This window comes from Hyphomonas sp. J20-32 (assembly GCF_055808555.1).
Genome location: NZ_CM147873.1, coordinates 1545842 through 1567658 on the forward strand (window position 1 = coordinate 1545842; position 21817 = coordinate 1567658).

Here is a 21817-nt window from a genome sequence, read left to right on the forward strand (position 1 = left end):
CGGAACGGACGGTTGCGGCTCTCGGACCAGCCGTCAAGGCGCAGTGGCGGAAAAAAATGACTTGGCCGTCACGTTTTGCTTGGGCACGTTGGACAAATGAACCAGCCATCTGACCAACGCCTCTCGCTGCCGCGTGTTCTTGCCTTTTCGAGTCTTAGCATCCCGCTCGCCGGCGTGGGCCTGCCGCTCGCGGTATACCTGTCACCACTGTATGCCAACGAGGTCGGGCTTGGTCTCGAAATGACCGGTCTCCTGTTCATGCTGTTGCGGTTCTGGGATGTGTTCACCGATCCCGTCATGGGCTATCTTGTGGATCGTTACAGGAGTCCGCTGGGCCGGGTGCGTCACTGGATCCTGCTGAGTATACCGCTGCTGGCAATTGCGACTTATTTTGTTTACATGCCGCCGCGCACAGGGGTCGGTCCGGCCTATTTTGTCGGGTGGATGCTGCTCTTTTATGTCGGTTTCACCCTTCTGCAGACATCACGTTCTGCATGGGTGCCAGCCATCGCAACGACATACGATGAACGCTCACGCCTGTTCCTTTGGCCAGAGATCATCAGCACCTTGTCGATGCTGACGCTGCTGGCATTGCCGGCATTGTTGCCTTTCTTCGGGGTCGAACTCGATCGTTTCGGGCAGGTCGCCGTGATGGGCGCCGTTTTGCTCGTTTCCTTGCCCGTGGCGGGCGCCCTGTCATTCTTCTTCGTGCCGGACCGGCCCGTGCCAGGGGACCAGGGCCATGCCATGAAATTCGAGCTGAAGCCCATTCTGGCCGCCTTGAAGAACCAGATGTTCGGTCGCCTGCTCGCGATGGAATTGCTGGCCGGGACAGCCATCGCGGTCACCGCCGCGAATTACCTTTTTGTCGCCGAATACGTGTTTGGGCTGACCGGCGGCCAGGCCAGCCTGATACTGATGATCTTCTTTATCGTGGCCGTTGCGGCCATGCCTCTTTGGTTGTTGCTGGCGAAGCGAACGGAAAAGAATATTGCCTTTCGCGCGGCGACGATGATGTCGGCGCTCAGCTATATCCTCTACTTCTTTTTCGGACAGGTCGGCGGGTTCTGGCCATTGCTGGTTGGCGCGGTAATCAACGGAGCGGCCTTTAGCGCCCCGATTGTGCTCACTCGGTCGATGGCCGCAGACGTGGTTGAATGGCATGCGGCAAGGACTGGTGAGAACCGAGCCGGAATTTTTTATGCCATTCTGACAAGCGCCTACAAGATAGGATCCAGCCTTGCCTTCGGTGTTGGATACCTGATGGTGGGTCAGCTTGCCGGCTTCCATCCTGGGGAACCCAACTCTCCCGAGGCCCTTAACGGGCTGCTGATGATATTTTGCCTGCTGCCGGCCGTGCTTTATCTCGGCGCGTCGATCGCTTCCTGGACCTACCCGTTGTCGCGTGCGATGCAGATGGATGTGGCCAAGAGCCTTGACCCTCGCGGACCCCAGACGCTCGACTAGAAGCCGCTGCCGGGCTTGGCGAGGTAGACAAGTTCCTCTCCGGTGGAGGCCCTCGCCAGCACCTGGTTTCGGTGAGGGAAACGGCCGAATTGTTCAATGACTGCCTTGTGGCCATGGGCGTATTCAAGCGTACTTTCCGTGAGTTTCCTGAAATCGCTGCGGGCATCTTTATGCAGCGCTGAAAACATTTCGACGGCGCGGGTCTGGTCGCCAATATCCTCCGAATGTTCGAGCGGGAGATAGAAGAAGATGCGCTCGGCTTCGCTGAGAGTCAGGTCTTCGCGACGGGACAGTCCTTCCTTGCAGAGTCGAAGGGCCAGCGCGTCCTGTGAAAATGCACGCGGACTGCCGCGAAACAGGTTCCGGCTGAACTGGTCCAGCACGATGATTGCCGCGAGCCGTTCACTTGCGCCGCGACTGGACCATTCATCAGCTAATGGCCCGGCGGCCAGCGTTTCGAGCAAGGACAGAAACCTCTTGCGAATGTCGGAGTCGATCTTCGCTGACTTGGCAAACCACATTTTGTTTTTTGCAGTCGCCGCCTCGGCGGAATTGCCCGCTTCGCCGATCCAGAAATCGAGTACGTCACTTGGTGCCGGAAGTGTGGTCACGCGGCAGGCCTTGTGGAGACGACCATGAAATTGACGGCTGTGTCGTCGGATAGCACCCACGCACCTGAGAGAGGTTTGTAGGATACGCCGGTGGCGGGTTCCGGTTGCATTCCCGCAGCTTGCAATGCCATGCGCACTTCTTCCGGCGTGACGAATTTCGACCAGTCATGCGTACCGCGCGGTAGCCATCCGAGAATGTATTCCGCGCCGATCACAGCCGTTGCGAGTGCCTTGGCAGTGCGGTTGAGGCTGGCTACGATCATGAGGCCGCCGGGCCTGACAAGGCTGGCCGTATCGACCAGGAATTGGTGTGCATCGGCCACATGCTCGACGACCTCCAGGTTGAGGACGATGTCGAACGGCGCCTCGCCCGAGTTGATCAGGCCTTCGGCGGTGCCTGCACGATAGTCGATTTCCAGGCCTTGTTCCCGCGCATGGGTCAGGGCGGTCTTGATATTGGCTTCGGACGCATCGACTCCGGTCACCTTGGCACCGAGGCGCGCCATGGGTTCGCAGACGAGGCCGCCGCCGCATCCAATATCGAGCAGGCGCAAGCCTTCGAGCGGTTTGAGCTTTTGTGCCGGAATCGCAAAATGAGCTTCTGCAGCCTCCCGGATGAACTTCAACCTGACCGGATTGAACCGGTGCAGGGGTTTGAACTTTCCGATGGGGTTCCACCAGTCAGCGGCCATGGCGGAAAACTTGGCGACTTCGTCAGCGTCTATGCTGGGCGTACTGGGTGTCGCACGCGAGCCCTCAATTGTTTTTACCATCCTCTGGCGTTCCTGTTTGATCCGCGCTGAACTTAACCCTATGAGGTCGCATATAAAGGACAATCCCTTCGGTTGACAGGATATGGGGCGAAATGGCGCGTGCGGTTCTGAAATTTGGTGGTACGTCGGTTGGCGATCTTGAGCGTATCGCGAACGTGGCTGACATTGTGGCCGACCGCGCGGCGCGTGGCGAGCACATGGCCGTGGTCGTATCGGCGATGGCCGGCGAGACGAACAAGCTGGTGGCCTATGCCGAAGGCGCAGCCGGTCCCGATCTTCCGAGGGACCAGTTTCACGACGAATATGATGTGATTGTTGCCTCAGGCGAGCAGGTGACGGCAGGCCTTCTGGCGCTGGCCTTGCGCCGCAGGGGGCTGAAGGCGCGCAGCTGGCTCGGTTGGCAGCTGCGCCTGAAGACCGACGAGGACCATGGACGCGCGCGGATATTGGGCTTCGACAATAGCGGCCTGCCGGATTCTGTGGATCGTGGAGAAATCGCGGTGGTTGCCGGTTTTCAGGGCGTCACTGACGACGAGCGCGTGGCGACCTTGGGACGCGGCGGTTCGGATACGAGCGCTGTGGCGGTAGCAGCGGCGCTGAACGCCACTGTTTGCGACATCTATACGGACGTCGATGGAGTCTACACGACCGATCCGCGCATCGTGCCCAAGGCCCAGCGCATACCCAAGATATCTTACGAGGAGATGCTCGAAATGGCGTCTCTTGGCGCCAAGGTTCTCCAGACGCGATCTGTGGAACTGGCGATGAACCATAATGTGCCGGTGCGCGTTCTTTCCAGCTTCCTGAAGCCTGGCGAGCCGAACCCCGGAACTCTTGTCTGCTCAGAGGATGAAATCGTGGAAAAACAGGTTGTTAGCGGTGTTGCCTATTCACGCGACGAAGCGAAGGTCACTTTGTATGGGGTCGCCGACAAACCGGGCGTCTCGGCCAAGATATTTTCCGCGCTGGCGCGTGCCGGCGTGAATGTCGACATGATCGTCCAGGCGAATGCGCGCGGGCCGGAAAAGGCCAACATGGTGTTCACCTGTACGGACCGCGACAGTCCGATCGCCAAGGAAACACTTGAAAAGATGTCGGCCGATATTGGCTATGACCGGCTTGAAGTTACCCGTGACGTTTCCAAGATATCGATCGTTGGCGTTGGCATGAAGAGCCACACCGGGGTCGCTGAGACCATGTTCACGGCGCTGTACGAAAAGGGCATCAATATTGACGTCATTTCGACGTCCGAGATCAAGATTTCAGTTCTGATTGCTGCGCCCTATACCGAATTGGCTGTTCGTGCCCTGCACACGGCCTTCGGACTTGACGCAGTGTAAATCCGACTGCGACACTCAGGAGAACCATGCCTTACAACCTGCCGGCCACGCGTCTCCTGATGAACCGCCTCCGCCAGGTGATGGCGGAGGATGGCGACACGCGGTTCCGGCTCGACCAGGTGGTCAGGCTGATTGCGTCCACGATGGTGGCAGACGTTTGTTCGATTTACCTGCGCATCAATGGCGGGGAATTGCTTCTGATCGCAACCGAAGGCCTGAAACCCGAGGCGGTCTCGACGACCCGGCTCGGCTCGAATGAGGGGCTCGTCGGCCTTGTTGCCAAACGGGCAGAGCCCATGGCCATCCAGGATGCCCCCCGTCACCCGGCCTTCTCCTACCGCCCCGAGACTGGAGAAGACCCGTTTCACGCCTTTCTCGGCATGCCCATCCTGCGTGGCGGTCGTGTTCTCGGCGTCCTGACCGTTCAGAACCGGACCGAGCGCGCCTATGGCGACGACGAGATCGACACATTGCAGACCATCGCCATGGTCCTTGCTGAAATTGTTGACCGGATGGACCCGGAACACATCTCAAATGGCGACAGCTCCAAACGTGAGCGCAATCTAGCCACTCTTACCGGGCGCGTGCTTTGCGAGGGCCTCGGATATGGCCGCGCGGTCCTGCATGATCCAGTCGTGCCTGCAGCGAAGTTTTTCGCTGCCGATCAACAGTTCGAGGCGTTGCGGCTGACAGAGGCGCTGAAGGGGCTGAAGGAATCCATCGACCAGATGATGGCGCTCGATGGCGCCACTTTAGGCGACGACCCACGAGACGTTATGGAAACCTACCGGCTTCTGGCGCACGACCCGTCCTGGGCAGAAAAGCTGCGCGAAGGTGTTCGGTCCGGCCTCTCGGCAGAAGCCTCGGTCGACCGGGCCCGTCGCGAACACCGTGCGCGGTTGCAGAGCGCCCGCGATCCCTACCTGCGCGAGCGCCTGAACGACCTCGAAGACCTCGACAACCGACTGTTGCGTGTATTGGCGGGAGATGACGGCAAGCCGCAGATCAGCGAAGAGCGCAGCGTGCTGGTTGCCCGACGCCTCGGCCCGGCCGAATTGCTCGACTATGCCAATACCGGCCTGCGCGCGATACTCATGGAAGAGGCGGCGATTTCATCGCACGCAGCCATTGTGGCCCGGGCGCTGGGTATCCCCACGCTCGGCGGCATCGAGGGGCTGACGACCCGAATCGACCAGGGGGATTGGGTGATCGTCGATGCGGAAAAGGGCACGCTTCACATCCGCCCGGATGACTCCCTTTACGATGCCTACAAGGGACGAGTCGCGCTACGGTCAAAGCGTCAGGCAACCTACGCCGCCTTGCGAGGCCTGCCGGCCAAGACCCGGGACGGTACGCATGTCTCTCTCTACCTGAACGCCGGACTCGATCTCGACCTCGAGATGCTGGACCAGGCCGGTGCAGACGGGGTGGGACTGTTCCGCACCGAATTCCAGTTTCTGGTATCGGAGACGTTGCCGCGGCTGGGTGACCAGGTGGCGCTGTACCGGCGGGTGCTCGATCGGGCCGCCGGAAAACGCGTCATCTTCCGGACAGTGGACCTCGGCGGCGACAAGGTTCTCCCAGCTTTGAGCACAGCCCGGGAAGAGAACCCGGCTCTGGGATGGCGCTCGATCCGCTTCGCGCTAGACCATAAGGGCCTGTTCCGGCGCCAGTTGAGAGCCCTCGTCCGCGCCGCCGGCACAGACCCCCTGACAGTGATGTTTCCGATGGTCACGGTGCCTAGTGAGTTCTTCGACGCGCGCGAGCTGTTGATGAAGGAAGTCGCTTGGTCTGAGGAGAGAACGGGAAAACGGCCCTCCAAGTTGGAAGTGGGAGTCATGCTGGAAACACCGGCGCTGGCGTTCAGCCTGTCTGAACTGGCTGGTGAAGCCGATTTCCTGTCCGTTGGCACCAATGACTTGATGCAGTTTTTCTTCGCGGCCGACCGAATGACGCCCTCGGTCTCAGATCGTTACGATCTTGTCAGCCCGGCGGGCATGCGGTTTCTCAAACAGGTCTCTGACGATTGCACGACGCATTCGATCCGGATGTCGGCTTGCGGTGAGGCGACCGCTTCGCCGCTCTCGGCACTTTGCTTTCTCGCGCTGGGTTTTCATGCGCTTTCAATGCCCGCCGCTGCTATCGGCCCGGTCAAGCGCATGGTAAGATCCGTTGATCTTGGGGCGTTTCGGAGCGATTTCCTCAAGGTGTTGGACGAACCGAACGAAGCGTTCCGTAACCAAGTATTAGCCTTGGCAGCGGATCATAAGGTGGAATTGTCCGACGGTTGAGGCGGACTGGTCCAAAATTCACCATGTTTCTGGACCAGTATTTGCTCCTCTATGAGGCGAAACCCCCGACCGGCGGCTGGATTGGAAGAATATGGGACACGAAGAGACCTCGAACACGCAAGAAACCGGATTGCCAACGGACATGCCCTCTTTCGGAAACGAAACGGGCCGTTCGATTGACGAATTGGGTGTGTCTTCGGTGGCTCCAGAGCCTGATGTGACCACGGCACAGCGTGAGCGCGCGATGGAAATCTTCCAGTCCCGCGAGTTCGTGGGCGAAAGTCTGAGAATGGGCCAGGTCCTGCGCCGGGTCCGCGAAGAACTCGGAATGAATATTGCCGACATTTCTCGCAAGTCATTGTTGCGCAAAGATTTTCTCATGTGGATCGAACGCATGGAAATCGGTCAGATTCCTAAAGGTTATCTGACACCCTATTTGCGCGCTTATTGCGTGGAACTCGGTCTTCCAGACAGCCAGGTTATCGCCCAGTACACGCTCGAATGTGGGGCCGTGTCCGAGGTTCGAAATTCAGCACCCGTCCCCAAGATTGGCGAAATCACGCCGCCGAAGGCAAAATGGCCGTTCATGGTAGCCACAGCCGCTGTCCTCACGCTTGTCGCCGGCGGCGCTATTGGCGTGACACAGTTGGTCAAGCCTGCCTCCGAGCTGGCGCCCGCTCCGGCTATTGTCGCGGTCAACGGTGCCCGCCACAGCCTGTTTGAGGATGCCAGCCGCAGCAGTCGGCCTTTGCCGACCCATCTGCCCCTGGAGCTTGTTGCGGCCCGTCAGGGCTGGCTTGAAGTGCGCGGCGCCGACGGCACGATTTTCCGGAGCCGTGTCATGGCTGCGGGCGAAAATTATTATCCTCGACTGGACGCCGGTTGGACCGTGTCGGCCAAGGACGGTGGTGCATTCGAGTGGCGAGTCGGTGATGTCGTCATTGGACCGTTGGGTCCTGAAGGAGGCGCCGTGTTCTCGGTTAGTGTCGACCAGAAGCTTGCCGAAGCGGCGGATATGGCCGCGCCAACAGTCGCATCGAATGGTGCCAGCAAGGCGACACGGTAGACTGCAATACCGTCAGGCCTTTACGCGGGGCCTTGTGAGCGCCACATCAGGGCCAGTAGCGACCCGCATGGAGCCCCAAGTCTCATGAGCCACAATCCAATTCGGCCCTGGCGAAACATCGACCGTCGCGTGTCGCGCAAAATTCGCGTCGGCTCCGTTGAAGTCGGCGGAGATGCACCGATTGCCGTGCAGTCGATGACCAATACGCTGACACATGATGCCGCCGCGACCATTGCCCAGATTTTGCGGATGGAAGAAGCAGGCGCCGATATTGTTCGCGTTTCCTGTCCAGATGAGGCATCGACAGCAGCGCTCAACGAAATCGTTCGCAATGTCGGCGTGCCGATCGTGGCTGACATCCATTTCCACTATAAACGAGGTATCGAGGCGGCAGACGCGGGTGCGGCATGCCTCAGGATCAATCCCGGCAATATCGGCTCGGTGGCGCGAGTGCGCGAAGTCGTGGCGGCGGCGCGCGCCAATGGATGTTCCATGCGGATCGGCGTCAATGGCGGATCGCTTGAGCGACACCTGCTCGAAAAGTATGGCGAACCTTGCCCGGAAGCCATGGTCGAGAGCGCTTTGGATCATGCCCGTATCCTGGATGATCTCGGCTTTCATGAGTACAAGATCAGCGTCAAGGCGTCTGACATGTTTCTGACGGTTGCGGCCTACCAGCAACTTGCTGAGGCGACGGATGCACCTCTCCATCTCGGGATTACCGAAGCGGGCGGATTGCGCACCGGCACGGTGAAATCGGCGATCGGCATGGGCAGCCTGCTTTGGGCGGGCATTGGCGACACGATCCGTGTGTCACTTTCGGCCGATCCCGTCGAAGAGGTCAAAGTTGGCTACGAAATGCTGAAATCGCTGGGTTTACGGACCCGCGGCGTGAACATCATTGCCTGCCCATCCTGCGCGCGGCAGGGCTTCGACGTCATCTCGACGGTTGAAACGCTCGAGAAACGCCTCGCGCACATAACCGAGCCGATTTCGCTCTCGATCATCGGATGCGTCGTCAACGGCCCCGGTGAAGCGGCGATGACTGATCTCGGCTTCACGGGGGGCGGTGCGGAATCCGGCATGATGTACGCTGCCGGCAAGCCCGACCGAAAGGTTGGAAATGCATCCATGGTCGATGAAATCGTTGACGCGGTGGAGGCGAAGGCGAGGCAGTTGCGCGAAGCACGTGAGGCAGCCAGCGTCGCCGCCGAATGACCACGTTTTTGTGAGGGGACTGCCCAAGTCGCCAAATGACGGTAGAACGTCAGCGGTTCATCAAACTGGCTGAAAGGGCAAGACCTGCATGTTCTGGTTTTTCAAACGGATACCACTTCTCCTGCTGATCGCGGTCATGGCGCTGATCATGTCCAACTGCACCATGTTGGGGTTGAACTATGCCAGTCTCTCGACCAGCAATAAGCCAGTTCCCCAACCGCCTCTTGATGTCGCGGCATTCGCCGAGAATTCGAGCAGCCGGGACGCATTAAAACAGGCATTCGAGGACACGCTCTACGGGCCATGGCCAGCCGGGATGTCTGTCGAGCACGGCGATTGGCGCGTCGTGGACGCAAACTATCTCGATGGACGAGGTTCGCTTGAGGAAGTGGCCATCACGATGGGGTCGGGCGCCGGCGCGCGAACGTTCCACCTCGTTGCCGCCTTTCCAAATTCACCGGGAAAATCACCGCTTGTGATCAGTCAGACTTTTGCGAGCAATTGTGCCGCGTTTCCCGGAAGTCCCGTGACTGCGGCCGACGGGTCCATTTGTGATGGATCGGAAATGGGCGGGTTTTTCGGGTTTCTGGCGACCAGCATTTTTGGCACCTACATCGCCGAAGTTCCAGTTTCCCGCTATTTCGATTCAGGCCTCGCCTATGCGAGCTTTTATGCCAGCGAACTCGTTCCGGACCGCAACGGAGAGGCTCAGGCCGTGATGGCGAGCATGGGCGGGCCGGTGAATTCGACAAGTGCCCTGATGGCCTGGGCCTACGGCTTCTCTGCGGCGCTCGATGTGCTTGAGGCCGACCCGCGCATTGATGCCGATCATACGGCATTGATGGGGCACTCCCGGCACGGCAAGTCGGCGCTGATCGCAGGCGTGTGGGATCGCCGGGTCGATGCCGTCATTGCCCACCAGTCAGGATTCGCAGGTGCGGCACTGTCACGCTCCAAAACCGGAGAAGGTCTCGTGCGCATGGCAAAGACTTATCCGCATTGGTTGGCGCCCACAGTGCAGGACTACGTCGATGATTTATCTGCGCTGCCAGTCGATCAGCACGAATTGCTTGCTTTGCTTGGCCCGACACCTGTGTTGCTCGGAAATGGACGCCGCGATGTGTGGTCAGACCCAAACTCGACCTATCGGGCCGCGCAGGCCGCATCGGACATCTACCGGGCAGAGGGCGCCAAGGGCCTCACCGGTAGCGGCATGAAGGCGTTTGACCCCAGTGCCGGCCTTGCCTTCTGGCTGCGCCCCGGGGGGCATAGTGTTGTCTCTGAAGATATTGATGCATTTACGGCTTTCCTGGTTGCTCACCTTGGCCAGCGCCCACTTCGTGAATCTGCTGTTCAAACAGCAGATTGCCCCGTAAGTTCCGCTAAAATAATGACGGAGGGAGGGGCGAAATGTCCGTAACTGTTGAGCTTTTGAAACCTGTTCTGGCGCTGGTTTGCTGGACGCTTGTCATGTGGCTGTGGATGTACGCGACGCGTATTCCCGCAATGGAAAAGGCGAAGATCAATCCTGACGATGCGCGCCATCCGGGCACGTATGGCGACAAGCTGCCCGCAAATGTCCGGTCGGTAGCCGACAATTACAACCATCTGCACGAACAGCCGACGATCTTCTACGCGCTCATGTTCTTCGCGGCCATGACGGGCGGCGAAGGGCATTTTATGGTATTGGCAGCATGGATTTATGTGGGCCTGCGCGTTGTCCATTCTTTGGTTCAGGTGCTGCAGCCGAAAGTGGTATTGCGGTTTGCGGTGTTCGCGCTGGCATCGATCACCTTGATCGTCATGACCGTGCGTGAAGTGCTTCGAATCTTCTTCTAAGCGGAAGATGTGGCAGCGAGGGCGCTTCACGCGCCCTCAAAACCGCTCTAAAGGGCGGCCATGGCCACTATTACACCTTCCAGACTCCAACAGGTAGTCGACCGGTTCGAGCAGGTCGAAGCGCGCATGGGCGCGGCGACCGAGACGCCCGAGATCATTTCCCTGTCAAAGGAATATGCTGAGCTGAAGCCCGTCGTCGACAAGGCGCGTGAGCTGATATCCGCCCGCAAGGAGTTGAGTGAGGCAGAGACGCTTGTCGCAAGTGGCGACCCCGACATGGCTGAACTCGCCCGGGACGAGGTCGATGAACTGAAGGAGCGCCTGCCTGCGCTGGAGCAAGAGGTCCAGGTCCTGCTCCTGCCCAAGGACGTCGATGACAAGGCCGATATTGTTCTGGAGCTTCGGGCTGGCACCGGCGGCGATGAAGCAGCGCTGTTTGCAGGCGACCTGTTTCGCATGTACTCGCGCTATTTCCAGATCATGGGCTGGAAGGTCGAAATCATCGACGCGTCTGAAGGTGATGCGGGTGGCTACAAGGAAATCATCGCGAATGTGTCGGGCGATGGTGTTTTTGGGCACATGAAATGGGAAAGCGGTGTGCACCGTGTCCAGAGGGTTCCCGCAACAGAGACGCAGGGACGCATTCACACGTCGGCGGCGACGGTCGCCGTTTTGCCTGCGCCCGAAAATGTCGAGATCGAAGTGCGGCCGGAAGATGTCCGCATCGATACGATGCGCTCGTCCGGCGCTGGCGGTCAGCACGTCAACACGACCGACTCTGCGGTGCGCATTACACACCTGGCGACGGGCATCGTTGCGACAAGCTCCGAGAAGTCGCAGCACGTCAACCGAGAGAAGGCGATGGAGCAACTCAAGATCCGTCTCTACGAACGTGAGCGATCCGCCAAGGATGCTGAACGGGCCGAAGCGCGGGCCAGCCAGATTGGTTCAGGCGACCGCAGCCAGAAAGTCCGCACCTACAATTTTCCCGAGAACCGGATGACAGACCACCGCATCGGGCTAACGCTCTATTCGCTTGATCGGATCATTAGCGGAGACAAGCTGAATGAAGTGGTGGAGGCCCTGATCACAGAGGACCAGGCCCGCAAGCTTGCCGCCATGGAGGAAACCGCCAACTGAGCCGTCCAACGTACACGGACTTGATGGTGAGCGCCGCGCGACGATTGCGCGCCGCCGGTATTGACGCGCCGCAACATGAAGCGCGCCTCCTGATGGCGCTGGCAACGGGGCTTGCTACGGCCGATCTGATCGTTAAGGGGCACCAGCTGGTGCCCGCAAAAACAGCCGAGCGGTTTGAGGACATGGTGCGTCGCCGTGAGGGACGCGAACCCTTCCAGCACATTGCTGGTTTTGCGTCGTTCTTTGGAATGGAATTCATATCAGATGCTCGTGCTCTTGTTCCCCGGGCCGACAGTGAAGTCGTTGTCGAGGCTGCCCTCAGCCTGATGCCGGAGGGGCAGTCTTCGTTCGTGGCAGACCTCGGAGCAGGCTCCGGTTGCTTGTTGGCGGCAATCCTGATGTCCCGAAGCAAAGCGAGCGGGGTGGGAGTCGAAGCGGATGCCAATGCGGCGAGCCTTGCGCTGGAAAACATCAAACGCCACGGATTGGAAGCCCGCGCCAGCATTGCCGTGATGTCCTGGTCAGACTGGACCGGCTGGAACACGGCGGACCTCATCATCTCCAACCCGCCCTATATTCGGCATGACGTGGTCGCGACACTGGAGCCGGAAGTGCGTCTTCACGACCCGCTTGCCGCGCTCGATGGCGGCGAAGACGGTCTCGATGCTTATCGGGAAATTGTTGCGCTGGCGCGCAGTCGCATGAGGCCGAAGGCAGCTTTGGTCCTTGAGATCGGTTACGACCAGAAAGACGACGTCACGCGCCTGCTGCGGACGGCGGGCTTTTCCGAGGTCGGCAGCGCCAGGGACCTGGGCGGCAATGACCGCGTTGTGTGGGCCATTCAGCCCGGTTCCTGATACTCACTTTTCTGCTTGGCGGCGTGCATAATACAGGTTAGAACCTATGCGTGAGGTGTTGGAAGCCGCTTAAGGCAAGTCTGCTCCACCCTCGTCAGACTCGCGCAAATACGGGGCTCGGCCAGCAATCCTTCGGCCATTGCGCTGGGAATTGCCTGCAAGATGAGCAGGCGCATGAAACGGGATACACATTCATGAAACGCTCACGCGGGCGCAATCGTCGCTCAGGCGGTAGTTCTAGTAACGCCAATCATAACAATCCGAATCGGCACTATGAAAGCGTCGGTCCAGACGTGAAGATCCGTGGCTCAGCCCAACAGGTCCTCGAGAAATACCAGCAATATGCCCGGGACGCCCAGACGAGCGGTGACCGAGTCTTGTCTGAAGCCTATTTCCAGTTCGCAGAACACTATCAGCGCATTGTTGCCAAACAGGCGGAAGCCAAGGAGCGGCAGCAGTCGCAACAACAGCAACGTGGCGGTCGCGATGATCGTGACAATCGCCGCGACAATCGCAGTAGCGGTTCGGATGATGACTCCAATACCAGCGCGGACCAGGCTGAAGCCGCGGTCGAAGTGACATCCCGCGCACCTCGCAACGAGGATGCTGCCGATGGCGAATCAGCGACTGCAAAAGCTGATCCGCTCAAGGTCATTGACGCTGACGACGCCGGGACACCCGAAAAGGCTGCGGAGCGCAAGCCGAAGGCAAAGTCGGAATCCGATCGGCCGAAATCACGCCGCAAGCCGTATCGCGCAAAAGAGGCCTCCGAAGAGTCTGAGATTGTCGCTGACGGGGTCATGAAAACGCTCTCGCGTGGTCGCCGCAAACCAGCGCCGGATTCTGAAATCGAATCATCAAGTGCCGAGGATTCCGCTGAAACCGCGGCAGATTAAGTGCTCTCGAATTGCAAAGCGATCACGGTGATATAACAGTTCGGCGTGCCGTAGATGCAGATGCCGAAGCCTTGCAAGCGCTTGGCATTGCATCGTTCGTGGCTGCTTTCGAAGACCTCTATTCGCCAGAAGATCTTGATGCGTACCTGTCCGAAAACTACGGACTCGACACTTGGCAGCGCCTGGCATCTCTGCCCGACCAGCCGATATGGGTTGCCACAACGCCGGACGGAAACCTGGTAGGCTACGCGCAGGCAAGCCCCTGCGATCTTCCGGTCGACCCGATGCCTAAAGGTGCACTCCAGCTGCGGCGGCTCTATGTTCGTCCGGATATCCTGTCTGCAGGTATCGGTGCGGCACTCATGTTGCGGGTTTTTGAATGGGTAGAAAAGGCGGGGCGCCCGCCTCTCTTTCTGGGAGTCTGGTCGGGCAATGACCGCGCCCAGAAATTCTATTCCCGATACAGATTCAGCAAGGTCGGCGAATACGACTTCCCCGTCGGCGCGCAGGTTGATCGCGAATTTATTTTTCGGCGCGATTGAACTTGTCGCAGGCGGGGCGACTTGCGCTCCGGGTTGTCACTCCCCAAATCCAGTACAACAGCAAGGGGCTGCCGCTGAGCGGGGTTCCTATTCCACAGTTCTTGTCTGCCTTTGGAAGGGGATAAATGATGAATATCGACCAATATACAGAACGGGCACGCGCGCTTGTTCAGGGCGCCCAGACGCTTGCGCTGGCTGAAGGCCACCAGACGCTGACACCTGCCCACATCCTGAAAACCATGCTTGAGGACCGCGACCAGATGGCGGTGAACCTCATCCGTGCCGGTGGCGGCCGGCCGGAACTCGTTGTGCAAGGTGTCGATGCAGCGCTCGCAAAGCTGCCAAAGGTCAGCGGCGCGAATACGGGTCTGCGTCTTGAGCAGGCCAGTGCCAAACTTTTCCAGGATGCCGAGGCCGGCGCAAAAAAAGCCGGAGACTCCTTTGTCACGACCGAGCGCCTTTTGCTGGCGATTGCCGGACTGTCCGGTGATCCGGCGGCCGAAACGCTCCGTAGCTCCGGCGCCAGCGTCAAAGCGCTGGAAGCGGCGATCAACGAGCTGCGCCAGGGGCGCACGGCCGACAGTGCCAATGCCGAGGAAGGCTATGAGGCGTTGAAGAAATACGCCCGTGACCTCACCAAGGATGCACGCGAAGGCAAGCTCGATCCTGTCATCGGCCGCGATGAGGAAATTCGCCGCACGATGCAGGTTCTGTCTCGCCGATCCAAGAACAACCCGGTCCTGATCGGTGAACCTGGCGTCGGCAAGACGGCGATTGCCGAAGGCCTTGCCCTGCGCATCGTAAATGGCGACGTGCCGGAAAGCTTGAAAGGCAAGCGCCTGCTGGCACTCGACATGGGCGCGCTGATTGCTGGCGCAAAGTTTCGCGGTGAGTTCGAGGAACGCCTCAAAGCGGTTCTCAATGAAGTGCAGCAGGCCGAAGGCGGCGTGATCCTGTTCATCGACGAGATGCATACGCTCGTCGGAGCAGGCAAGGGAGATGGCGCGATGGACGCGTCAAACCTCCTAAAGCCCGCTCTCGCGCGCGGCGAACTCCATTGTATCGGTGCGACCACGCTCGACGAATACCGCAAGCATGTGGAAGGTGACCCGGCGCTTGCCCGGCGCTTCATGGCTGTGTTCGTGGACGAACCAACGGTAGAGGATACGATCTCCATCCTGCGTGGCCTGAAGGCGCGTTATGAGGCGCACCATGGCGTGCGTGTCTCCGATGCCGCGATTGTTTCGGCCGCGACACTGTCCAACCGCTACATCACCGACCGCTTCCTGCCCGACAAGGCGATCGACCTGATGGACGAAGCATCCTCGCGGTTGCGCATGCAGGTGGACTCCAAACCGGAAGAACTCGACGAAATCGACCGGCGCCTGTTGCAGCTGAAGATCGAAGCTGAAGCGCTCAAGAAGGAAAAGGACGCTGCGTCGAAAGACCGGCTGAAGACAATCGAGGCCGATATCGCAGAGCTTCAGTCGAAATCCGACGAACTGACGACCACATGGTCTGCAGAAAAGAACAAGCTGAAAGGCACGGCAACCGCCAAGGAACAGCTTGACCGGGCCTATGCCGACATGGCTGAGGCACAGCGTTCAGGCGATCTTGCCCGCGCGTCCGAACTGAAGTTCGCCACCATTCCTGCGCTTGAAAAGCAGATTCAGGATGTTGAAGGATCCGACGAGGCCGATGATGGCCTTGTGTCGGAAGTTGTCCGCCCGGAGCACATTGCAGCAGTCGTTTCCAAGTGGACCGGAATACCGGTCGACAAGATGCTGGAAGGTGAGCGCGAGAAGCTTCTGCAAATGGAAGAGTCCCTGCGTGCGCGCGTCGTTGGCCAGGATGCTGCCCTTGAAGCCGTGTCGAACGCTGTGCGCCGCGCGCGTGCCGGCTTGCAGGACCCGAACCGGCCAATTGGTTCGTTCCTGTTTGTTGGCCCGACCGGTGTCGGCAAGACCGAGCTGACCAAAGCGCTCGCCGAGTTCATGTTCGAGGATGATACGGCCATCCTGCGCCTCGACATGTCGGAATATTCCGAGAAGCATTCGGTCGCGCGTCTGATCGGTGCCCCCCCAGGCTATGTCGGATACGACGAGGGTGGTGCGCTGACCGAAGCCGTCCGCAGACGTCCCTATCAGGTGATCCTGTTCGACGAGGTTGAGAAGGCGCACCCGGATCTGTTCAATACGCTGCTGCAGGTTCTTGATGACGGCCGCCTGACTGATGGTCAGGGCCGGACCGTGGACTTCAAGAACACGATCATCATCATGACGTCGAACCTCGGCTCGGATGCCCTAGCGACTGGCGCCGAAGGTGAGATTACCGACGCGGCGCGCGACAGCGTGATGAGTGCGATCCGGATGCACTTCCGGCCCGAATTCATCAACCGTATCGATGAGATCGTCTTCTTCAAGCGGCTTGGACGTGGCGAGATCGACCACATCGTTGATATCCAGATGGGCCGCCTCGAGCATCTCCTGTCAGCCCGCAAGATGAAGCTGGATCTGAGCCTCGATGCCCGCAACTGGCTGGCTGCGCGCGGCTATGATCCGGTATATGGCGCGAGGCCGCTCAAGCGTGTGATCCAGAAGGAGCTGCAAGACCCGCTTGCACGGCTCCTGCTGGAAGGTCGCATTGCTGACGGTGAAACGATCCATGTCGGGGTGGAAGGTGATATGCTGTCCATCAACGGTGTTCCGAACAATTTCGCCAAGGGTCGGGTCGCCCTGAACTAAACAACTTGGAATTGTTTCCTTGAAGACACCCTCCCGCTGCGTTAGCCCTTTGAAATACGCGGCGGGAGGAAATTTTCGTGGACATGAAAAAAATGCTGGCATCTGCCAGCCTGGCTCTATTTTGTTTCGCATCCGGAGCCGGTGCCGAACCCCTTAACGACATCGCCGAGTTATTCGGCCGCGCTGATGCGATCAGCAATCCGCAGCTCTCGCCGGATGGGAATCATCTCGCGGTTGAGTGTTCGCCGGAAGCCAAGCCGTCGATCTGCATCTTTCCCCTGGATTCGGGAGCATCGCCGATCCTGGTGCCGGTGATCCAGGATGCCCGGCTTCTTCGACTCTACTGGGCCAACAATGACACGCTCATCTTCGACATTGAAATTTTTGAGACGCTTCAGGTCAGTTCCGGCAAGAAGGACTATGCTTTCGAACGCGCTATTGCGTTCAACATCACCGACCAAAAGCCGGTGATGTTGCTGAAGGACAATCGCGGCTGGCTTTATACAAACAACCTCGTGGCCATCGCTCCAGACGATCCGGACAAGGTCATGTTTTCGCTGATTGTCGAGGAAGAGGACAGGGAGCCGGGACGGGTTCGCACCAAGAATAGCGATCGGTTCTCTTACTTCGTAATGAAGACTGATTTGAAAAAGGGCACTTCGCGGCAAGTCGATACCGATAGAGGTTTCGTGGTCGATGCAGTGCATGCGCAAAATGGAAAGATGATTGCCGAACTGCGCTACCGGGAGGTGAGCAGAGGGAGCCACATGGTGAGCATCACCAAGGGCAAAAAGGTTCTGTTTGAGCGGGAAAATCTCGCGTTCAATCCTGTTTCCCTTTGGGGGCTCGATTCGGCAGGCGATAATCTCATTGTCTTCCTGAACGAAGGAGAGCCCTACGGTCTTCACCGTATGTCACTGGACGATGGATCGCTTACGCCAATAGATCTCGGACCTGACGGGGGGACAATCGCGCCGGTCATCGATTCGCGTTCGCTGAAAGTGGTCGGTTTTGAGCTTCCCGGCGACACGTCGGTGCAGGTACTCGAAGACCCCGACTTGAAATCCCAGCTCAATGCGATCGCGCCTGCCATGCCGGGAGCGGCCGTAACACTTGAATCCTGGACCGACGATCGCTCGCAAAGCGTAGTTGCAGTCGAGTTTCCGGGAAAACCGATCGACTACTACCTGTTCGAGCCCGGTGTTGGCGCTCTTTCGCCAGTCGGCAACAAGGCACCGTATCTCGATGGACGAGCGCTCGGCACGATCGAAGCGATTTCCTATGAAGCGCGCGATGGTCTGACGATCCCGGGTTATCTCACGCTTCCGCCCGGCAAGGCGCGAGGCGATGGCCCGTTCCCGCTGATCCTTTTGCCACATGGCGGACCAGAGGACCGTGACACGCTAGGCTTCGATTGGTGGGCGCAGGCTTATGCAGCTGCAGGCTATGCCGTCATCCAACCCAATTTCCGAGGGTCAACCGGGTATGGGACAGCGTTCCGGGATGCGGGATACGGAGAGTTCGGAGACAAGATGGTAACGGATATCCTTGATGCTTCGCGCTGGGCCGAGGTAGAGGGTCTATCCGTAGCCGGAAAAACCTGCGTCGTTGGGGCAAGCTATGGTGGCTACGCTGCCTTGATGGCGCCCTTGCAGGAGAGTGCGGCGGTTCAGTGCGTTGTCGCTGTCAATCCACTCACAAACCCGTTCAAATTCCTGTCCGACTACAAGGATGGCAGCTTTCTTGTAAATAGCGTTGAGCGATTCCTCGGCGTCGGACGATTTGATTCAGCTTCGGAGCGGAATCTGGTCACGCCGACGTCGCGTACCAAGGAAATGAAAGTTCCGGTACTTCTGATCGCAGGCGAGGAAGATTCGACAGTTCCGTTTGAGCAAAGCCGGGACTTGGAACGAGCCGCGCGCGGCGTGGCCGATGTCAGGCTCGTCGAGCTGGAGGGCGAAGACCATTATCTGCGCTCAACGCGTGCGCGCTACGATGTCCTGTCGAATAGTCTCGGCTTCCTGAACGAACACTTGCCTGCCGGTTGAGCTTGATTTTCGGAACGGTCACGGGCTTGCGGGTTGGATCACCGGAAGTACCGCTGCCGCTGCCAAACTATCCGGCACGGTTGCGCCGCGAAGGGTGTCAATTTCTGCCTTCTGCTTCGAGAACGCAGCGAACTCGTCCGGGGCGGCGGCCAGGTTGCGGCCCGAAGGCAATTCGAGCGTCATTGGGTTGACGTAACGGCCATTGCGCCGGATTTCGTAGTGGAGGTGTGCGCCCGTCGCGGATCCCGTGTCACCCACATAGCCGATCACGTCACCGGAAGTTACCGCGTCACCGGCCGCGAGGCCGGCAAATCCCGACATGTGTGCGTACAGAGTTTCATAGCCTCTCTTGTGGCGGATGCGGACATGGCGTCCGTATCCTTCGCTAAATCCGGCGAAGGTGACAATGCCGTCGCCGGCAGACTGAATGGGCGTGCCGGCGGGCGCGCGAAAGTCGATGCCGGTATGCAGGTGCAATTGTCCGGTCAAGGGATGGTAGCGTTGGCCAAAGCCTGAATTGATCGCCACACGCCCGATCGGGTAGCGTGTCAGGAACGGGTGCGCGGCAACGCCGTTTGCATCGAAGAACTCCGTTCGGCCGGAATCGCCGGGCGTGAAACGATACCAGCTGCCGTGGCTTTCTACACCGTTGAATGCGGCAAACACGAGGTCTCCGTTTTCGATGAAGTTTCCGCGTTCGTCTTCGGCGATCTCGAACACGGCGTCATAGCGCTCTCCCTTTTGTCCGCCCGTTGAGAGCGTGGGATCATCCGGGAACAGGGCGGCAAGTGCCGAGGCGTGCGCAGGAGTGCCGCCGGCGCTGGCAAGGGCGGCGGAGAGTGTTGTGTCGATCCTGCCTGCGGCACGCCTGTGCGAGGTGACGAGGCGCGCCGTGAGCACGCTGACAAAAAACGTGTCGTCCGACTGGCGCGTCGCCAGGAGCGTATTCTTTGCGTTGGGTTTGATCGACACGGCAATCAGGCGGCTGGTATCGTCCTGCAGCGTGCTCTCGTCGAAATAGGCCGTGAGGGCCGTGCCGGGACGCATGCGTTTACGATCAACAAGCCCGGTGCGGCGCAGGGCGTCCACGGCTGCTTCAGCGTCCTCGGCGCTGGCGCCCAGCACTTCCAGCACATCAGCAGCGGCGGCTCCGGTCGTGACTTGTCCGATCCTGTTCGCTGTCGAGGCCGACGGCACGTTCTCGCGAAAGTCGAGCAGCGCCTGCGCAGCGTCGGCGCTGACAAGGCTTGCCGGCTTCTGGGGACGAACGAAGATGAACAATGTGAGCATGCCCAGAACGACAAAGGCAGCCATGGTCCATTCCAGCATGTGATGCTGGCGGAATGTGCGATCGACCTTGGCTGGGCCCGAACGATGTTTCGTCATACCTGATGTCCCTTGCAGGGTCCGCATGGACCACGCTGAGTGATTCAGGGCATCACGAGCAAGAAATACGCCAACAACGCGAGTGCCGGGCGTTTTTTACAGTTTTCAGGACAGATCAGGGGCGTCCGGACGAGGCTGATACGCGCAGCAGGGGCTCGCCGGTTTCTGCGCCCCGAAGGGTGCGGATGCGGTCGATTTCGGCCTTCTTGAGGGCAAATTCTTCAAGGATTGCTGGAGTCTCAGCCAGTTTTCGACCGGTTGGCAATTTCAGCCGCATGGCGTTCACAGGGGTGCCATTAATATAGACCTCATAGTGGAGGTGGGGCCCAGTGGAGGCCCCAGTCGAGCCGACATAGCCAATGATGTCACCCTGACGGACACGCTTGCCGGCTTTCATGCCCCGTCCATAACGCGAGAGGTGAGCATAGGCGGTCTGGTAGCCATTGGCATGCTTGATTTTGACATAGTTGCCATAGCCGCCATACCGGCTCGCACGAAGCACGGTTCCATGCCCTGCGGCAAAGACCGGTGTGCCTGAAGGAGCAGCAAAGTCTGTTCCCTTGTGCAGGCGGGTATAACCCGAAATCGGGTGCCGGCGCTTGCCGAAGGAAGACGACAATCGCGCGCCATTGATCGGTGTTTTCATCAGAAACTTGGTGGCGCTTTCACCCTTGCTGTCGAAATAATCCGGCACAAGGTCATCACTTGGCGTGAAGCGGTAGAAATCACGACTGAGTGCTTGTCCATTGAGCGAGGCGAAGATCACGTCGCCTGATTTGACCGGCGTTCCGCGTTCATCGACATAGGTCTCGTAGACGATTTCGAACTGGTCTCCTGGGTGTATTTCCCGTTGAAAATCAACGTCATATGCGAATGCGTTGGCAAAATCGACGACCTGTTGGTCGCCCGCGCCGAGGCTGCGAGCGGTGTCATAGATGGATGTTTCGATCGAGGCCGCGATGCGGTGGACGCTTGGCGTCAGGCGGGCATTCAGGGCGGTCGCTTCCCAGTTGCCGTCCTGGCTGCGTGTAATCAGAAGGCTGCGGTCTGCCTCGGCGCGTATCGACAAGGCTGTCAGACGGTCACCATCCAGGTAGGTCTCTGCAGTGAGTCCGGGGCGGAGGCGGCGTGCGTCCAGGAGGTCGCCGGAATAGAGCGTTTGCAAGGCGCCGTTGGCGTCCTGGTGGCTGGCGCCAAGACTGACGACGAGCTCCGTCAGGGTCTGGCGCGACTTCAGCGTTCCCGTCTTGTGAGCGAGGACAGCGTGTTCAGTCATATCGGTGGCGCTGAGAAGGGTTACCGCCAAGGGAGGCGGTGTTGCGGCTACGGCTGTTCCATGGGCTGGCTGGCCTGACGGATCGACCATGAACAGACCGGCCACGGCTGAAGCCGAGCCCAGAATAAACAGGACGGCAAGGCTCTTCATCCCCTGGGACACGTTCCGCTTCGGCGTCCGTGTCGTTTGCGGTTCGGTTTCGGTGTATTCTTCCACGCGCAACTTCCCGTTGTTCCAAAGCTCGTCCGTATCACTTACGCAATTGCGGAAAAACGAACGTTCTTTCTGACATATGCGCGTTAAAGAATGCAGAACGCGCTAAA

At 59.4% G+C, this 21817-nt stretch carries 17 protein-coding genes; 13 read left to right on the forward strand and 4 right to left on the reverse strand.

The features are described 5' to 3' along the window. Nucleotides 1-96 precede the first annotated feature (96 nt). A complete protein-coding gene (locus AC0L7I_RS07755; RefSeq protein ID WP_473398983.1) occupies nt 97-1467 on the forward strand; it encodes an MFS transporter in 1371 nt (456 codons plus the stop codon). On the opposite strand, the gene AC0L7I_RS07760 is transcribed toward AC0L7I_RS07755, so the two are convergent. Continuing rightward, nucleotides 1464-2078 carry a DUF924 family protein gene (locus AC0L7I_RS07760; RefSeq protein WP_473398984.1) on the reverse strand — a complete coding sequence of 205 codons (615 nt, stop codon included), beginning with the start codon at nt 2076-2078 and terminating at the stop codon, nt 1464-1466. The two genes, AC0L7I_RS07755 and AC0L7I_RS07760, sit on opposite strands and share 4 nt — an antisense overlap. Then, the gene (gene ubiG, locus AC0L7I_RS07765) at nt 2075-2851 is read right to left on the reverse strand and encodes a bifunctional 2-polyprenyl-6-hydroxyphenol methylase/3-demethylubiquinol 3-O-methyltransferase UbiG (RefSeq protein ID WP_473398985.1); all 777 of its coding nucleotides are present in this window, start codon (nt 2849-2851) and stop codon (nt 2075-2077) included. Before ubiG ends, AC0L7I_RS07760 begins: the two co-directional genes overlap by 4 nt. Before the next feature lie 92 nt (nt 2852-2943). Between ubiG and AC0L7I_RS07770 the strand changes: the two genes are divergently transcribed. From AC0L7I_RS07770 to AC0L7I_RS07825, 12 genes are all read left to right on the forward strand, one after another. Continuing rightward, a complete protein-coding gene (locus AC0L7I_RS07770; RefSeq protein ID WP_473398986.1) occupies nt 2944-4191 on the forward strand; it encodes an aspartate kinase in 1248 nt (415 codons plus the stop codon). A gap of 26 nt (nt 4192-4217) precedes the next feature. Beyond that, nucleotides 4218-6482 (forward strand): phosphoenolpyruvate--protein phosphotransferase, encoded by a 2265-nt coding sequence (ptsP, locus tag AC0L7I_RS07775; RefSeq protein WP_473398987.1) that lies wholly within the window; start codon nt 4218-4220, stop codon nt 6480-6482. Between the two features lie 91 nt (nt 6483-6573). Then, nucleotides 6574-7548: a helix-turn-helix domain-containing protein gene (locus AC0L7I_RS07780; RefSeq protein WP_473398988.1), complete on the forward strand. Its 975-nt coding sequence runs from the start codon at nt 6574-6576 to the stop codon at nt 7546-7548. An 84-nt stretch (nt 7549-7632) separates the two neighbouring features. Beyond that, nucleotides 7633-8766, forward strand: a complete 1134-nt coding sequence (gene ispG / locus AC0L7I_RS07785) for a flavodoxin-dependent (E)-4-hydroxy-3-methylbut-2-enyl-diphosphate synthase (RefSeq protein ID WP_473398989.1) — start codon at nt 7633-7635, stop codon at nt 8764-8766. 88 nt (nt 8767-8854) lie between these two features. Beyond that, entirely contained in the window at nt 8855-10186 is a 1332-nt protein-coding gene (locus tag AC0L7I_RS07790; protein WP_473398990.1) for an alpha/beta hydrolase family protein, read from the forward strand. After that, nucleotides 10177-10605 carry an MAPEG family protein gene (locus AC0L7I_RS07795; protein ID WP_473398991.1) on the forward strand — a complete coding sequence of 143 codons (429 nt, stop codon included), beginning with the start codon at nt 10177-10179 and terminating at the stop codon, nt 10603-10605. Before AC0L7I_RS07790 ends, AC0L7I_RS07795 begins: the two co-directional genes overlap by 10 nt. A gap of 60 nt (nt 10606-10665) precedes the next feature. Further along, complete coding sequence (prfA, locus tag AC0L7I_RS07800; RefSeq protein ID WP_473398992.1) at nt 10666-11745, forward strand: peptide chain release factor 1; 1080 nt, start codon at nt 10666-10668, stop codon at nt 11743-11745. A 23-nt stretch (nt 11746-11768) separates the two neighbouring features. Beyond that, entirely contained in the window at nt 11769-12602 is an 834-nt protein-coding gene (gene prmC / locus AC0L7I_RS07805) for a peptide chain release factor N(5)-glutamine methyltransferase (RefSeq protein ID WP_473398993.1), read from the forward strand. A gap of 194 nt (nt 12603-12796) precedes the next feature. Next, the gene (locus AC0L7I_RS07810; RefSeq protein ID WP_473398994.1) at nt 12797-13498 is read left to right on the forward strand and encodes a DUF4167 domain-containing protein; all 702 of its coding nucleotides are present in this window, start codon (nt 12797-12799) and stop codon (nt 13496-13498) included. Nucleotides 13499-13596: 98 nt separating this feature from the next. Continuing rightward, a complete protein-coding gene (locus AC0L7I_RS07815; RefSeq protein WP_473398995.1) occupies nt 13597-14040 on the forward strand; it encodes a GNAT family N-acetyltransferase in 444 nt (147 codons plus the stop codon). A gap of 128 nt (nt 14041-14168) precedes the next feature. Continuing rightward, nucleotides 14169-16784, forward strand: coding sequence for an ATP-dependent chaperone ClpB (clpB, locus tag AC0L7I_RS07820; protein ID WP_473399123.1), 2616 nt, complete (start codon nt 14169-14171; stop codon nt 16782-16784). Between the two features lie 83 nt (nt 16785-16867). Continuing rightward, a complete protein-coding gene (locus tag AC0L7I_RS07825) occupies nt 16868-18832 on the forward strand; it encodes an alpha/beta hydrolase family protein (protein WP_473399124.1) in 1965 nt (654 codons plus the stop codon). Nucleotides 18833-18850: 18 nt separating this feature from the next. Here the strand turns inward: AC0L7I_RS07825 and AC0L7I_RS07830 are convergent, their stop codons facing one another. Together AC0L7I_RS07830 and AC0L7I_RS07835 are read right to left on the reverse strand one after the other, a co-directional pair. Further along, nucleotides 18851-20218 (reverse strand): peptidoglycan DD-metalloendopeptidase family protein, encoded by a 1368-nt coding sequence (locus AC0L7I_RS07830; RefSeq protein ID WP_473398996.1) that lies wholly within the window; start codon nt 20216-20218, stop codon nt 18851-18853. Nucleotides 20219-20333: 115 nt separating this feature from the next. After that, nucleotides 20334-21710: a peptidoglycan DD-metalloendopeptidase family protein gene (locus tag AC0L7I_RS07835; RefSeq protein WP_473398997.1), complete on the reverse strand. Its 1377-nt coding sequence runs from the start codon at nt 21708-21710 to the stop codon at nt 20334-20336. Nucleotides 21711-21817 lie beyond the last annotated feature (107 nt).

Bases quoted from the DNA above. Each gene is read 5' to 3' on its own strand.
- AC0L7I_RS07795 (WP_473398991.1), top strand. From the start codon at position 10,177: ATGTCCGTAACTGTTGAGCTTTTGAAACCTGTTCTGGCGCTGGTTTGC.
- AC0L7I_RS07825 (WP_473399124.1), top strand. From the start codon at position 16,868: ATGAAAAAAATGCTGGCATCTGCCAGCCTGGCTCTATTTTGTTTCGCA.
- ispG (WP_473398989.1), top strand. From the start codon at position 7,633: ATGAGCCACAATCCAATTCGGCCCTGGCGAAACATCGACCGTCGCGTG.
- prfA (WP_473398992.1), top strand. From the start codon at position 10,666: ATGGCCACTATTACACCTTCCAGACTCCAACAGGTAGTCGACCGGTTC.
- AC0L7I_RS07810 (WP_473398994.1), top strand. From the start codon at position 12,797: ATGAAACGCTCACGCGGGCGCAATCGTCGCTCAGGCGGTAGTTCTAGT.
- AC0L7I_RS07780 (WP_473398988.1), top strand. From the start codon at position 6,574: ATGGGACACGAAGAGACCTCGAACACGCAAGAAACCGGATTGCCAACG.
- AC0L7I_RS07790 (WP_473398990.1), top strand. From the start codon at position 8,855: ATGTTCTGGTTTTTCAAACGGATACCACTTCTCCTGCTGATCGCGGTC.
- ptsP (WP_473398987.1), top strand. From the start codon at position 4,218: ATGCCTTACAACCTGCCGGCCACGCGTCTCCTGATGAACCGCCTCCGC.
- clpB (WP_473399123.1), top strand. From the start codon at position 14,169: ATGAATATCGACCAATATACAGAACGGGCACGCGCGCTTGTTCAGGGC.
- AC0L7I_RS07830 (WP_473398996.1), bottom strand. From the start codon at position 20,218: ATGACGAAACATCGTTCGGGCCCAGCCAAGGTCGATCGCACATTCCGC.
- AC0L7I_RS07770 (WP_473398986.1), top strand. From the start codon at position 2,944: ATGGCGCGTGCGGTTCTGAAATTTGGTGGTACGTCGGTTGGCGATCTT.
- prmC (WP_473398993.1), top strand. From the start codon at position 11,769: ATGGTGAGCGCCGCGCGACGATTGCGCGCCGCCGGTATTGACGCGCCG.
- ubiG (WP_473398985.1), bottom strand. From the start codon at position 2,851: ATGGTAAAAACAATTGAGGGCTCGCGTGCGACACCCAGTACGCCCAGC.
- AC0L7I_RS07755 (WP_473398983.1), top strand. From the start codon at position 97: ATGAACCAGCCATCTGACCAACGCCTCTCGCTGCCGCGTGTTCTTGCC.